The organism is Acinetobacter sp. C32I, from assembly GCF_023702715.1.
Lineage (GTDB): Bacteria > Pseudomonadota > Gammaproteobacteria > Pseudomonadales > Moraxellaceae > Acinetobacter.
Genome location: NZ_CP098480.1, coordinates 937,987 through 951,379, shown reverse-complemented (window position 1 = coordinate 951,379; position 13,393 = coordinate 937,987). Strand labels below are relative to the sequence as shown.

At 38.8% G+C, this 13,393-nt stretch carries 14 protein-coding genes; 8 read left to right on the top strand and 6 right to left on the bottom strand.

Going from position 1 to position 13,393, the window contains the following annotated elements; translation table 11 throughout:
• Positions 1-2: 2 nt before the first annotated feature.
• The gene (locus tag NDN13_RS04560; protein WP_251117346.1) at positions 3-368 is read left to right on the top strand and encodes a hypothetical protein; all 366 of its coding nucleotides are present in this window, start codon (positions 3-5) and stop codon (positions 366-368) included.
• Between the two features lie 170 nt (positions 369-538).
• Here the strand turns inward: NDN13_RS04560 and NDN13_RS04555 are convergent, their stop codons facing one another.
• The 4 genes from NDN13_RS04555 to NDN13_RS04540 all read right to left on the bottom strand — a co-directional run bounded on the left by NDN13_RS04555 (position 539) and on the right by NDN13_RS04540 (position 5,800).
• The gene (locus tag NDN13_RS04555) at positions 539-2,056 is read right to left on the bottom strand and encodes a jacalin-like lectin (RefSeq protein ID WP_251117345.1); all 1,518 of its coding nucleotides are present in this window, start codon (positions 2,054-2,056) and stop codon (positions 539-541) included.
• Positions 2,057-2,482: 426 nt separating this feature from the next.
• Positions 2,483-3,328: a siderophore-interacting protein gene (locus NDN13_RS04550; protein ID WP_251117344.1), complete on the bottom strand. Its 846-nt coding sequence runs from the start codon at positions 3,326-3,328 to the stop codon at positions 2,483-2,485.
• 140 nt (positions 3,329-3,468) lie between these two features.
• Positions 3,469-4,980, bottom strand: coding sequence for a hypothetical protein (locus NDN13_RS04545; RefSeq protein ID WP_251117343.1), 1,512 nt, complete (start codon positions 4,978-4,980; stop codon positions 3,469-3,471).
• Positions 4,981-5,347: 367 nt separating this feature from the next.
• Complete coding sequence (locus tag NDN13_RS04540; RefSeq protein WP_251117342.1) at positions 5,348-5,800, bottom strand: carboxymuconolactone decarboxylase family protein; 453 nt, start codon at positions 5,798-5,800, stop codon at positions 5,348-5,350.
• A gap of 95 nt (positions 5,801-5,895) precedes the next feature.
• Between NDN13_RS04540 and pdxR the strand changes: the two genes are divergently transcribed.
• Positions 5,896-7,311: a MocR-like pyridoxine biosynthesis transcription factor PdxR gene (gene pdxR / locus NDN13_RS04535; RefSeq protein WP_251117341.1), complete on the top strand. Its 1,416-nt coding sequence runs from the start codon at positions 5,896-5,898 to the stop codon at positions 7,309-7,311.
• A 99-nt stretch (positions 7,312-7,410) separates the two neighbouring features.
• Here pdxR and yghU read toward each other — a convergent pair whose 3' ends face one another.
• Together yghU and NDN13_RS04525 are read right to left on the bottom strand one after the other, a co-directional pair.
• Positions 7,411-8,262 (bottom strand): glutathione-dependent disulfide-bond oxidoreductase, encoded by an 852-nt coding sequence (yghU, locus tag NDN13_RS04530; protein ID WP_251117340.1) that lies wholly within the window; start codon positions 8,260-8,262, stop codon positions 7,411-7,413.
• Positions 8,263-8,376: 114 nt separating this feature from the next.
• Complete coding sequence (locus tag NDN13_RS04525) at positions 8,377-9,294, bottom strand: LysR family transcriptional regulator (protein WP_251117339.1); 918 nt, start codon at positions 9,292-9,294, stop codon at positions 8,377-8,379.
• Between the two features lie 110 nt (positions 9,295-9,404).
• On the opposite strand from NDN13_RS04525, the gene NDN13_RS04520 reads away from it, so the two are divergent.
• The 6 genes from NDN13_RS04520 (at position 9,405) to NDN13_RS04495 (ending at position 13,340) form a co-directional block, all read left to right on the top strand.
• Positions 9,405-9,836, top strand: a complete 432-nt coding sequence (locus NDN13_RS04520; RefSeq protein WP_251117338.1) for a CidA/LrgA family protein — start codon at positions 9,405-9,407, stop codon at positions 9,834-9,836.
• 10 nt (positions 9,837-9,846) lie between these two features.
• Complete coding sequence (locus NDN13_RS04515) at positions 9,847-10,536, top strand: LrgB family protein (protein WP_251117337.1); 690 nt, start codon at positions 9,847-9,849, stop codon at positions 10,534-10,536.
• A 212-nt stretch (positions 10,537-10,748) separates the two neighbouring features.
• Positions 10,749-11,234 (top strand): sigma-70 family RNA polymerase sigma factor, encoded by a 486-nt coding sequence (locus NDN13_RS04510; RefSeq protein ID WP_251117336.1) that lies wholly within the window; start codon positions 10,749-10,751, stop codon positions 11,232-11,234.
• Positions 11,235-11,241: 7 nt separating this feature from the next.
• The gene (locus NDN13_RS04505) at positions 11,242-12,210 is read left to right on the top strand and encodes a FecR domain-containing protein (RefSeq protein ID WP_251117335.1); all 969 of its coding nucleotides are present in this window, start codon (positions 11,242-11,244) and stop codon (positions 12,208-12,210) included.
• A gap of 69 nt (positions 12,211-12,279) precedes the next feature.
• A complete protein-coding gene (locus tag NDN13_RS04500; RefSeq protein WP_251117334.1) occupies positions 12,280-12,858 on the top strand; it encodes a biliverdin-producing heme oxygenase in 579 nt (192 codons plus the stop codon).
• An 11-nt stretch (positions 12,859-12,869) separates the two neighbouring features.
• Complete coding sequence (locus tag NDN13_RS04495) at positions 12,870-13,340, top strand: YbaN family protein (protein WP_251117333.1); 471 nt, start codon at positions 12,870-12,872, stop codon at positions 13,338-13,340.
• Positions 13,341-13,393 lie beyond the last annotated feature (53 nt).

Here is a 13,393-nt window from a genome sequence, read left to right as displayed (position 1 = left end):
ACATGGAATTAAATTTAGAAAATTTTCCTACGGTGGAAATAACACATCAGCATCAGGGGAGTTTGATTGACTTTATTGAGCAGTTAGATCAGCTATTACAAAAGCAGCAAGCTTTTGTGTTAGTTCGACATTTGCAATCCAAATTTAATGAACCATCGCCATCACAAGAGCAATGGAAGCAGGCGATTCAGTGGATCAAAGCCCATACACAAGCATTATCGATTGTAAAAGGATGGATTGAAATTACAGAAATGGAGATTGAAGAAAGCTATCTGCTCCGTGATCAAAAAGTTTGGAAAATCCCTTTTTATAAAACCGACAGCTTCGATGAGGCCGTGCAAATGAGTAAAAACTTATTGAGTAATTAGTAATCACATGTTTGGAATAATATTTTAAAATTATGCTGGGCGATTTTAGTTGTGATTTAGCGCAAATATGGGCAATAGATGATAGGTCGGTGTTTGTTGAAGCACAACACTCTAATCAAAGAAGAATCCAATGTCATTGCACATTGGATTCATAGGGTTAGGATTTGATATTACTTATCCCAGCTTGCAGGAAGTAATTTGGCATATACAACGCCAATTAGGTCTATAAGTGAACCTGATTGGCCTCTAAATCCTGCAACAAAATAGCCTTCAGGAATCAGGAATGAAAAGGGGCCCCCTCCATTTCCACCACCTGAAATTTTTTGTCCGTTCGTAGCTTCGAATGACAGTTGATCCACTTTTGCCCCACTGCGACCTGTTATTGATTTAAGTGATATACCTGGGGTTAACTCAAGATCAAAACTTTGATTTCCGCCATTCCCACCATGCTCTAATATGTATATTGAGTTGGTTGGATCTGAATTTTCAAAAGTTGAAGTAATCCGATCAATATATGCTCCTGAACGTAACTTTAAATTAACTAGACGGGTACGCTTTTGAAAGTATGAAGTTTGATTAACATCATTAAATACAGCTCCCCCTGAACCTCCATGTAAATCAGAGTTAATAAAACTAAACTGTAATACAGGTTTACCATCATTTAATGATGGAAGTTCAGGGAGTATGAAAACCTGATTTGGATTAAAAGAATAATCATTTTGTTGTGTTTTTAACTTTGCTAAATCCGATTTTGCTAGTTCTAATACATCCAGTAGCTTTTTGTCCCCATCAAATTTATAAAAATTATAAATTAAATTAAGATTTTCACACTGATTTTTTAGATTATCTACGTCTATTCCTTTTTTTGTAAAATTACCAGTTGGATCTGTGAAATAATTAACATTTTTTCTCACCTGATTTAATACATCGGCTGGAAAGTTTGGGACATGATCATAACTTGTGGATGTATAAGAAATAATCGCAGGGTTGTCAATTTCTTTATCAAAAAAATCAAGTGCATATTGAATAATATTATTCTGATCAGGAAGATTAGGATTTTTTAGCCCTGAAACTATCTGTTGAAAAGTTACAGTTGAAGAAGATGATTTAGATACTTTTTCTATTTTTGCTTTAAAGTCTGCTGATAGTGAACCACCAGAAAGGGATATTCCACTTGCGGAAAACTGAGTTTCTAATGCGAATCTTTGCTCTTTAGTTTCACAAATGAATGCATAGACAGCATAGTATTCGGCTCCAGTCGCTAGCTCTGAAATATATGAATCGCCATAAGCTCTAACAAAATCATTTACTTCCTTTTCAGATGTAGGTAATTTGATTCCACTTTTAATTGAGACATTATTTGTTCTGTAGATATCCTGTTTATCAGAAGCTTTAATAACAATACATAAACTTTCTTTTGTAAGATTCAATTGATTGACTAAATTAACCTTAGCCTCACCTGAGAATCCAGCATATCCTGCTGAAACTGATGATGAAATATTTAATGACTGATATATTTCCTGCAAGGATTTAGTGACTTTGTACTGTAGCTCACTTACTCCGGAGTTTTTAGTTATACTACCTTCAATAGCAGTATTAAGCGCTTGTGCAGTAACATTATTATATCCTTGGAACATAGCGGATGCTGTCGATAGGCTAGATAAATCTAGGTCTTGTTTTGAGTTCATGATATTTTCCTTTGAGTATTAATATATTATTTAATTATTAAGACTTTTATCGCCTTTTGGGCTTTATTTTTATATCAAATCAGAAGTTGTTTTTGTATAAAATTTAATCAAAATCTATTTATTTCCGATGAATAGTATAATTATTTTTAAAGTGTTTTAATGAATTGGTTTAGTTGAATTAATAGTTTATATTGTTTTAACTTTGTGTTTAATTAATTTTAGCTTTCAATACTTTGCTATTTAAAAGAGGTCGATCTTATTGCAGTAAACCTAAAAAATCACTCTTTCAAGATAAATCATGAAACAATATTTATGAATAAAAACATCAGCATTTGACTAAATAAATGAATTCTATTTTTAAAATAAAAAGTGAATAGCCAAAGCTACAATCTTTGATTGATATCTTTGGCTGTGAGTACTTTATAGTTAAACCAACATATCTAAATCGTCGAATGTTTCTAAGGTTTTTCCTGCTTCCAAATGTTTCTGATAAAATTCCAGCCGTACCTCATCTAAAATCGTACTGGAAAGACCAACATTCCAATAACCTGTTACTTGCACATCTTTTTTAAGCAGCGATTTTTCCTCTAAAAAGAATTGTCGAATCGCTCGAGCTTCATTCCGTTCGCATGCTGCCCAAACACTTATATGATCTGTCTTTTTAAATTGATAAGCGGCTTTAAGCAATAGCCCCATTTTTCCTGCTTGATCTGGTCGTTCTCTTTGTAGTAAATGGATTTGGACGTTTTCTTGATTTGGAAGATATTCGCAGATATTACCATCGTGGCTTTCAACAAAAATATCTGCACTTATATTGTTTTTCCAATGTTGCAGGATTGAGTAAAGGGCAGGCAGGGCCGTTTCGTCGGCAAACATCACGATGTGCTTATCTGCCTCAAAATTTGGGACAAAATGCGGTCTTGGTCCAATCAGTTGCGTTGTTGTTCCGACCTGTACGTTATGTATCCACTGCATTGCAGGGCTCTCATCTTCATGTTCGATCAAGTCAATTTCAACTTCAGAGAGATTACGATTAAATGAGCGAATGGTATACACGCGGGTTAAATTTTCAGAAACTTCGAGACGAACAGATAAATTGGGCCTATCCCACATATCTGGCTGATTTGTATTAATTTTAGCATGAACTCTTAAAATGCTTGGGAATGGTCTTGAAATTGCAGTAATTGTCATCTCTGTCTGTTCGAGATTTCTCATATGATCATTTTGTTTGAGTATATTGTTGTCATTTGAGGTCTTTTTTTGCTTAGTCATTGTCAATTTACTCATCATCATTAAGTGAAATTTCACCAATTATGTATGATAATGATAATGATAATTATTTGCAATAAATTATAGGTAAAGTAAGTCCGAGAAAATGTACTTTTCATTTTCTCGCTTAGCTTAATTTTTTGTTAAAGCTTTGCTCTTATCCAGCCATATGCAGCTGCAAAGGGCAAAGCAGTTCGCGCCAAGTAAGGAACATGCCATAAACCACCATGATTGGCATTTTCCATAATCAGTTCCAAGGGATGTGCTAATGGCTTCTCTGGATTAGTAGCGCTATCAGGGTTATTTAAATCATGTACCCACAGTGCAGCCATGATTGCATTGGTTGTTTCAGGGCTAAAGGTTTCAACCTTGAATAAGTCAGCACCTGCAAAGGCGGCTTTCAAGATTGGATTTTTAACCACGGAGTGCGTGGTGGTGGAAGGGGCAATATTGATTACCGTCTTTTGACCACGTGCACGGGTACGAATTGCAAACCATTGCTGAAGGCGCTTGGCTAGCGCATAGTTAGGGCCTTGTTCAATCACCATACAATCTGAGATGCCATATTGTTGACCGTTATCTGATTCAATCAATTGTTCTGCATTGGGCTTAAAAAAGTTGCGCAATGAAATATTGTGAATGGATTTGGTCAGCAGTTTTTCCAAAACAGGACGTTGCTGAATCTTGCTTTGAATCGAATCAACCACAGACTTCGGAATTGCATAAATATCAGTTGGAGTCAGCATAAACATGATACTGCTATCGGGTTTCTGTTGGCTCACTTGTTCCATAATGCTAATCATAGCTATGGAAACACGTACATGTTTTTCACCATCTAAATAAGCAATACCTGCCAAGTCTAAGGGCTCTTTAAAGGTATTGAGCCAATTCGCAATTTCTGGTGTTTGGGTTAATAGATTGGCACCGAGCTGTTTCTCTTGATTAGATAAGCTTAATTGCGGAGCGATTAAGGTCGCATTGCCTTGCTGAACGGTTTGGGTGATCTTTTCCCAGATTTTAGGATTTGGTAAATCAATGGCGACAATATTGGCACGCCATTTTGCCAACCAACTTAAAGGGCCTGCTTCTGATGCGGCGCCAAACAGCACCATCGTCCGTGTAGACAAATCAAACCATTCTGGATGCGCCTGCAATAAACGTAATGCTTTTGCATGGCTTGGTTCTATGATCTGCTGTTTTTCCCAGCGATCAATTTGATCTAATAGTGCTTGGCCCTGTAAATTTTTGCCTTCAAACGGAATAGACCAAGGTTCAATGCTTGAACTGCCAGAACCTTTGAGTACATAGCGATCAAAAGGCTGATCTTGAATACTCGACATGGCCTGTTCTAAGGATATTTGCTGTTCAGCTCGGTTATATGTAAATAATGCTTTTGCAGCATCTAAGCCATGTTGGGCAATCAATAATGGATTCTGGGTAGAACGAATACCGGCTTGAACAAGCTCTTGAAAGTAGGTTGGGTATTGCTTTCGCCAATTTTTTTCAGTGCTCAGTTGAGTCGCATACGGTGAATCAACACTTTTGAGTGCAGCATGCAAAATTTTCTTTGCAGTATGTGTGGTGCTGGGAGTCTTTTTACCTGACTGAATGGGAAATTGTATTCCATCAATTTTCGACTGTAATTTATTACTCAATTCTTTACTCCAATCTATTGAATGCAAAAATTCAAAAAGTAGAGAGATGCTTTTTTGCTTCATCCATTTTACATTTCAGAATAAAGCCAAATTGCAGAATAAAAAATAGCGAAAAACACGCAATTAACAGGCTTTTTAAGGGCAGAGGACGTGGTTTAAAAAAGTGTTATAAATTTTAATATTTAATGAATACAAATGGTTACATTTAAGTTTTAAAATTTTTATCTATTATATGGATAGGTAAAATATTACTTCATAAAGATTTAAGTTGTTTTAATCAGTAATATTCAGGTGATTACAGGCTTTATATTTTTACAAGCCTAGTTCGATTTCCAAAACTAAACTTGTAAAAACAGCATGTTTTATTCTAACGAATCGCTGCCTGAGGCACACTTCTAAAGCTAATCGCCATACGGTTATAAGCATTCATCAGATTGATGGCAATGGTTAAATCAACCAGTTCCTTTTCTGAGAATAAGTCTTGAGCTCTTTGAAAGTCATCATAAGGAACATGCGTTTCAGCAACTTTAGTGACTGACTCTGCCCAGTTTAATGCAGCACGCTCTCTTTCATTAAACAGTGTTCCAGCTTCATCCCATGCTTGAACCAATGCGATTTTTTCTATTGCCACACCTTTTTTGAGCAGATCACGCGTATGCATATCAAGACAATAAGCACAGTTATTGATTTGAGAGACGCGTAAGAATACCAATTCGATCAATTCAGTGGACAGCCCACATTGAAGTACATAGCTATAAACACCACCGAATGCTTTCATTCCTAAAGGCGCAATGTTGTTGTAGTCGATTCTTTGAGTCATGCTGAAATACCTGTCATTTGATTGAATGTTGTTATTGTCTAGCAGTTGTAGTACAAAATCTTGAACCAAAAACAAATTATTTTTATATACCACGAATGCAAACATCTATTTATTTTGATATTGATCGCAAACTAAAAATCCCGTTAGCAGAGCAAATCCGCATAGGTATTGAAAAAGCCATTATTGCTGGCCTCTGGAATGAGGGCGATCGTCTGCCATCGTGGATTGACTTGGCCACACAGCTTGGTGTGTCTAGAGGAACTGTGAAGATTGCTTATGATCGTCTGATGGATAGGCAATTCATTTTCGCCTCTAGATCGGCTGGAACGCGTGTTGCCTATCGGCAAATGAAATCCAATCCTGTCCAAGAGCTGCCTAAAGCGGGTTCTTTTATTGAAATGTATTTAGAGATGACTTCTGGGCACGGTATATTTCAATTGGGTGTGCCCGCAAAAGACATATTTCCTGCCAAGGCGTTTAATCGAATCAGATCACAAGCGATACGAGAAGAAAATAGTGGTTGGCTTGCTTATCCAGATCCTAGAGGAGAATTTGAGTTACGCAGAGAAATTGCTGCGTATTTGGCAATCAGTCGCGGTATTGAATGTTCGCCAGAGCAAGTGTTTATTACTTCAGGTTTTGCCAGTGGCTTAGGGCTGAGCTTACATGCGTTGCAAGTTAAGGGGCAAAAGGCTTGGGTAGAAGATCCTGGCTTTCCTTTATCCAAATATGCGTTGCAGGTGGGAGGTGTCGATATTGAGCCCATTCCTGTTGATAATGAAGGAATGGATATTGATTTCGCAATAAAACATGCTGCAGATGCGACCTTGGCTCTGTGTACGCCAGGGCAGCAAGCACCTTTGGGTGGCACTTTATCATTAGCACGCCGATTAAAATTATTAGCGTGGGCAGCCGAAAATAATATGTGGTTGATTGAAGATGATTATTTAGGTGAGTTACAACTGGATGGCAAGTCTGCACCTGCGTTATTTTCTTTAGATCAATCCAAGCGTGTGATTCATTTAGGTACATTTAGTAAAACCATTAATCCCCAATTGAGAATTGGATTTGCAGTTGTCCCAACGTCCCTGATCCATCGTTATTCTGAAGTGACGGCGGCACTCTCTCCAGCACCATCACCGTCGTTACAAATTGCGATATTAAGATTTATCAAAGAGGGGCACTTTCTCCGACATCTCAGACGCACGAAACGACTCTACCTCTCACAACGAGATGAGTTAAAAGCCACCTTGATACGTTTAGGTTCCGATGTTACCACTGCTGGATTATCGGTGTTAATCAAGCTTCCTGCGGATATTTCTGATGTTGCAATAGCACGTGAGGCTGCAGCTTTGGGAATGGCACCAGCACCATTATCGATTTGGTATCATCAAGATCAGGACCAGCATCGTGGACTCTTATTAGGAATTGCTACAGCGCCTCAGGCTCATGTCGAACCAGCATGTGCAAAACTGTTTGAGCTCATTCAACAAAAAGTGCGGAATAACTAAGACACGGATCTTTATCTGCTCATTCAACTAAGCAATCACGACACTGGTAAATGGATTTGCTTGCCAGTGTCATCATTGAAATCAATTATTTAAGAGATACTATTGGAGTTTATCTTGAGTTTTAGTTTCAAAATCACTTGCATCGTGGCGTTCATGTAGCTGGGTTTCCAAGTCTCCGAAAGTACGGTTGACCATTCGTCCTCGTTGCACAGCGGGACGCGCCAGAATCGCATCTGCCCAGCGTTGTACATGTTTATATTGATCTACTGCTAGAAATTCATCTGCATTATAGACCCAACCTTTGACCAGGCTGCCGTACCAAGGAAAAGCCGCAATATCGGCAATGGTGTATTCTGTACCAGCCAAATATTCATTTTTCGCTAAGTGTTGATCTAAAACATCCAATAAGCGCTTGGTTTCCATCGCAAAGCGATTAATGGCATATTCAATTTTCACAGGTGCATAAGCATAAAAATGCCCTAAGCCACCACCAAGATAGGGTGCGCTTCCCATTTGCCAAAATAGCCAGTTCAGACATTCGGTACGTGCAGCGATATCTGTTGGGATAAAGGCTTTAAATTTTTCGGCTAGGTAAAGCAAAATTGAACCTGATTCAAAAATACGTAATGGTGGATTTTGGCTATGATCAACTAATGCTGGGATTTTAGAGTTGGGGTTAATTTCGACAAAGCCACTGCTGAATTGTTGGCCTTCTCCAATTTTAATCAACCATGCATCATATTCGGCATCTTGATATCCCAAAGCTAATAGTTCCTCAAGCAGGATCGTCACTTTCTGGCCATTTGGCGTTGCCAATGAATACAATTGAAGCGGATGTTTACCAATAGGTAATGTATGTTCATAGCGGCTGCCAGACGTGGGTTGATTTAAATCAGATTTTTCTCCAGTCCATTGCCAAACTTGTGGGGGAATATAGTTTGAATCGCTCATTGTTATATGCCATATGATCAATAGATCATTCTAGTCTAGGCGAGCTGACCCAAGATTGGGTAGCTTTTTTGTGCTAATGCTTTATCCATTTTTCTGCAAAGATTATTCCTCTTTTTACAGCTCTAACATGGGTTTAATCTTTTGAAAATGTTGATGAATTACACTGAGCCATGCTTGTACTGCTGGAGAGACCGGAAGGTTCTTTTTCCATGCCATGGCTAAATGCCATTGAATGTTGGGTTTTTCCAGCGGGATTGCAGCGAATAAGGTTGGATCAAGCATATCGGTATAATATTGTGGTAGTAGAGCAATGCCCATACGTTGTAGCACCATATCCGCCAATAAATTCCATTGGCTGGTACGGCAAGCAATACTTGGATAAAAGCCATGCTGTTGGCAGGCGTCAAGAATGATGCTGTTGAGCGAAAAATTTTCAGGAAACATCAGAAAGGATTGCTGTTGTAGTTCTTCCAGATTTATTTTCTTGCGGGTTGCCCAAGTTGCATCTCTTCTCAATACCACCATCAGTGGGTAATTACACAGTTCGATACTGTTGAAAATTTGATGATCAAAGGGCTGTAATAACACGCCGACGTCCAGTTCATTATTCAACAGGGCTTGCTCGATCCCTCGAGAACCGACTTCAAGAAAAGCAAGTTCGATATCTGGCCATTGTCGATGATAATCAAATAGGGCGGTGGTGAGTAGTTGTGAACCGAGAGGTGGCACACCGAGTTTTAAGGTACCAGTTTTTAATTGTTGGTAATTTTCAATTTCCAGAAAGATATTTTGTTCGGCTTGTAATAGTCCGAGCGCATGCTGATAAACACGTTGCCCGATTTCAGTCAGTTCAACCTGTCTTTTTCGACCATGTTCAGGTTTTACAAATAATGCCACCTGAAGCTGTTCTTCAAGCTGTTGCAGCATTTTACTGATGGTCGGCTGCGTCAGGGAAAGCTCTTCAGCAGTACGGGTAAAGCTTTTACTGTTTACCAAACTGACAAAGCATTGTAATGATTTTAGTGAAAGCATAACAAACCTAAAATTATTCCATTTAGGCATAATTTTAGCATGAATAATTCATATTACATCGATACACACGGGATAAGATCATCATGTTGTTCACCATTTGATGTTGTTAAATGAGTACCGAAGCTGTTTCTGAATCTCTCCCACAAAATTCATTCTTGGCCTTAGTGAAACAAATTTTGATTCTTGCTGGATTCTGGTTGGCAGGTTATGTCTTAAACCAGAAACTCGGTATCCCAATTTCAGCAGGTATATTGGGTATGTTTCTACTGCTTTTCTGCCTGTTTTTTAAAGTCATTAAGATGGATCAAGTGGCAATGGGCGCGACCTTTGTCTTAGGTGAGCTATTACTGTTTTTTGTACCTGTGGTGGTCGCTGTCGTGCAATATAAAAGTCTGTTTATGACCGAAGGCTGGCAAATTGTATTGAGTATTGCCATTGGTACTATTTTGGTCATGTTGAGTACCTGTTTAACCATTCATTATTACAACCGCTTAAAAAGCTATCTACATGCACGTAAACACTTTCAGCATAAGCACATCTGAGGCCGTCAATATGAATATTTGGTCAATAGCTTGCTTGATCTGGACGCTGCTTGCTTACCTCGTGGCAAAGCGTGTCTATCAAAAACATCCGAAACTATGGTTATCTCCTGCGATTAGTGTGCCTGTACTCACGATTGTGTTGATGGCGATCTTTGGAATTTCATATCAAACCTATGCACAAGATACGCAGTGGATTGTGGGTTTACTAGGACCAGCAACTGTTGCATTCGCCGTGCCAATTTACCGTTATCGAGACACGATTCATAAAAACTTGGGGGTCTTGTCGATTGCGATTGTGGTGGGGATGAGTGTCGGGGTGATGTCTGCTTATGAGATGGCAAAGTTATTTCATTTTAGCCCTGAAGTGACCAATAGTTTGATGGCACGCTCTATTTCAACACCTTTCGCCATGATTTTGGCAGAAGATATTCATGGTTCGGCGGCTTTGGTTTCTTTATTTACGGTGATTACTGGCTTGGTCGGGATGATTTGTGGCGATGCCATTTTAGCGATTACTAAAATCCGTTCCAATGTAGCAAACGGCGCAGCATTGGGGAATGCAGCACATGGTTTTGGTACTGTGAGAGCACAACAACGTAATAGTGAAGAAGGGGTAATCGCAAGTTTAACCATGGTGATTGCGGGTATTTTAATGGTACTAGTTGGACCCTATGCGATTCATTTATGGATGCTGATCTGAAGCATTAAAATGGCTGTATAAGTTTGAAATTTAAACAATTATAACGAATTTTTAACCTGATGTATTGAACGACATTGGATGTTAAAAACCTTTAACATTCAATGCCTGCGAGCAGAAGGAAAATTAAAAAATTATTTGAGCAAGAAAAAGAGGCATTTTTCTTCACTTATTTTTGTTAAGATATTGCTAATAATTCTCATTATCCTTTAAAAATGTCTGATCCCATCAATACGCTCTATCGTCATCATCACTCTTGGTTATATCAATGGTTAAAGCGACGTCTTAATCATAGTGAAGACGCTGCGGATTTGGCCCATGATACTTTTATTCGTATCTTGAAACGTAAAGATCAGTTGTATTTTGATCAGCCACGGGCACTTTTGACGACAGTTGCGAAAGGATTGTTAATCAACTGGTACCAACGTAAATCAATAGAAAAAGCTTACTTGGAGGCGCTTGCAAGTCGAGCTGAATATGATGAAATTACGCCTGAGCAAAAAATCTCAGCAATCGAATCTTTGTGCTTAATTAATCAATTACTCAACCAGTTACCTGAACGTCAACAACAGGTTTTTATCTGGTCGCAACTCGAAGGGCTGACACAACAGGAAATCGCAACGCGTTTGAATATTTCGACACGAACCGTGATGCGAGACTTGGTGGCTGTGTTGGCGCAATGTTTAGTTGTTATGGATTAATATTTAAATGTCCCAAGCGCAAATTTTGACTGAGGCCGCTGAATGGATTGTAAAAATTCAGGCTGCTCAATTGACCGAAGCTGAGCAATTTGAATTAGAACAATGGAAAGCTCAAAGTTCAGCGCATCAAATGGCATGGTCTAAAGCAGAACGCTTATTGATGGGCCTTGAGTATTTTCCTGAGAATGGGCAAGCGCTTATCCAAACAGGCAATCGTGCAGCCCAGTTTAAATGGACCAAACAACTTATCGTGGCTTGTTTTGCCTGTTTAGGAGGGCTGGCGGCTTGGCACTCTGATTATAAATATTGGTACTTAGCCGATTACAGCACGGCGAAAGGTGAACAGAAATTGGTGAAGCTTAAGGATGGAACGCAACTTCAGCTTAATACCGATACAGCTTTAGATATCCGTTATACCTCCCAACAACGAACGCTCCAGTTACATTATGGCGAAATACAAATTCATACTGCACATGAAAAGCAGGGCTATCGCCCGTTTTTTGTAGAGACTCAATCGGCTCATTTACAAGCACTTGGAACCGTTTTTAATGTGCAATATCTACAAAACCAGCAACAGCAAACCTGTTTAGGCGTCATTGAAAGTGCGGTTAAAGTTCGTTTAAAGCGGTCTCAAAAAATGACGGTTGTGCATGCTGGAGAACAGTTATGTTTTGACGATAGCAACTTTAAAACGTTGGGCTCTTTAGATTCAAATGTATTTGCTTGGAAAAACCAGATGATTATGGCGTTTAACATGCCTTTGGCGCAGCTATTTCAAGAGATTGGGCGTTATCAACATCAATATATCGACATTGATCCGCAATTGAGTGAATTAAAAGTCTCAGGTTCTTATCCTGTAAATAATTTATCGGATTTACAGGCGGCGTTGGAGTTGAGTTATCCCGTCAAAATGGATCGATATTTAAGTGATCATTTGATTAAAATTAAGGCAAACCATAAAGATATGAAAAAATAATAAAATTTATTGTCAGCTTTTGCGTGTTGAACGGGTAGTACCGTTATAGCAAACACACTGGAAAAATTGATGTCAACGTTACTCACAACCAATCAACTTGCCTTAGATTTAAAAACCAAAACCGCGAGTCAACATGAATATATGCATCAGTTGATGCACCAAGCCCAAGTCTTTTCAGATTTGCAGCATTATGCTCAATTTACTTTAGGGCAATATTATTTTCAGCAGAATGTCGAACATTTGTTCCGTCATCCTGAAGTCTCTACATTGATTACCGACTTGGATATTCGTGGACGTTCACAAGCTGCATTATTAGATCTCAATGATCTTGGGATCAGACCTGCTGTGCAGGAACTGGTTACTGAAAAGGTCGGCTTTGCTGAAGCCTTAGGCTGGATCTATGTCTCAGAAGGTTCAACTTTAGGCGCAGCCTTTTTATTTAAACAAGCACAACAACAGCTAGGCTTGTCTGCAGAGTTTGGAGCACGCAATTTGGCAGCCTACCCAGAAGGACGAGCAAAAGTATGGAAGCATTTTATCAATGAACTGGATACGGCTGAGCTGAGCCAGAATGAACAGGAGCAGGTGATTCAGGGTGCCAAACAAGCCTTTGATTATTTTGGTAGCTTGTTAAAAAACATGCTCTAAGCACAAAATCTATGCAAAAAGATGCATCTTTTGCCCAACAGACAAAAGGAGAAGAGTCAGTTCATGCTGAATCTTCTCCATGCATACACACAGTGAAACTTCATACATCACCGCTGGTGCGCGGGGTTTATATCTTCTTGAGCATTCTCTGTTTAATTTTAGCCGTGCTAGGTATTGTTTTACCGGGTGTGCCTAGCTTTGACTTTTTATTTTTAGCCACCTTTTTTGCAGCCAGAAGCTCTTCAAGATTACATCGATGGTTGCTTAAAAATCGCTATGTCAATCTGCTACTGGTGCAATATCAGGGAGGGTTTAAAAAGATTTCCCGCTTACGCAAATGCATGCTGACTTTTAGCGGTGTATTGATTTCCGTCAGCTTCATCTTTTCTTCCATCCACATGCATCTAAAGTTAAGCCTCCTATTAATATTGCTGATTTTTCTACTCTGGATCTGGAGCAGATCAGAAAAAATTGAAAGTTAATGTCACATTTTTCGAAATTACTGGGTAATAGTTATTGAAAATGAAAATCATTA

Excerpts from the sequence above, each read along its gene's own strand:
- NDN13_RS04560 (WP_251117346.1), top strand. The coding sequence starts at position 3 with ATGGAATTAAATTTAGAAAATTTTCCTACGGTGGAAATAACACATCAG.
- NDN13_RS04555 (WP_251117345.1), bottom strand. The coding sequence starts at position 2,056 with ATGAACTCAAAACAAGACCTAGATTTATCTAGCCTATCGACAGCATCC.
- NDN13_RS04550 (WP_251117344.1), bottom strand. The coding sequence starts at position 3,328 with ATGACTAAGCAAAAAAAGACCTCAAATGACAACAATATACTCAAACAA.
- NDN13_RS04540 (WP_251117342.1), bottom strand. The coding sequence starts at position 5,800 with ATGACTCAAAGAATCGACTACAACAACATTGCGCCTTTAGGAATGAAA.
- pdxR (WP_251117341.1), top strand. The coding sequence starts at position 5,896 with ATGCAAACATCTATTTATTTTGATATTGATCGCAAACTAAAAATCCCG.
- yghU (WP_251117340.1), bottom strand. The coding sequence starts at position 8,262 with ATGAGCGATTCAAACTATATTCCCCCACAAGTTTGGCAATGGACTGGA.
- NDN13_RS04525 (WP_251117339.1), bottom strand. The coding sequence starts at position 9,294 with ATGCTTTCACTAAAATCATTACAATGCTTTGTCAGTTTGGTAAACAGT.
- NDN13_RS04520 (WP_251117338.1), top strand. The coding sequence starts at position 9,405 with ATGAGTACCGAAGCTGTTTCTGAATCTCTCCCACAAAATTCATTCTTG.
- NDN13_RS04515 (WP_251117337.1), top strand. The coding sequence starts at position 9,847 with ATGAATATTTGGTCAATAGCTTGCTTGATCTGGACGCTGCTTGCTTAC.
- NDN13_RS04510 (WP_251117336.1), top strand. The coding sequence starts at position 10,749 with ATGTCTGATCCCATCAATACGCTCTATCGTCATCATCACTCTTGGTTA.
- NDN13_RS04505 (WP_251117335.1), top strand. The coding sequence starts at position 11,242 with ATGTCCCAAGCGCAAATTTTGACTGAGGCCGCTGAATGGATTGTAAAA.
- NDN13_RS04500 (WP_251117334.1), top strand. The coding sequence starts at position 12,280 with ATGTCAACGTTACTCACAACCAATCAACTTGCCTTAGATTTAAAAACC.
- NDN13_RS04495 (WP_251117333.1), top strand. The coding sequence starts at position 12,870 with ATGCAAAAAGATGCATCTTTTGCCCAACAGACAAAAGGAGAAGAGTCA.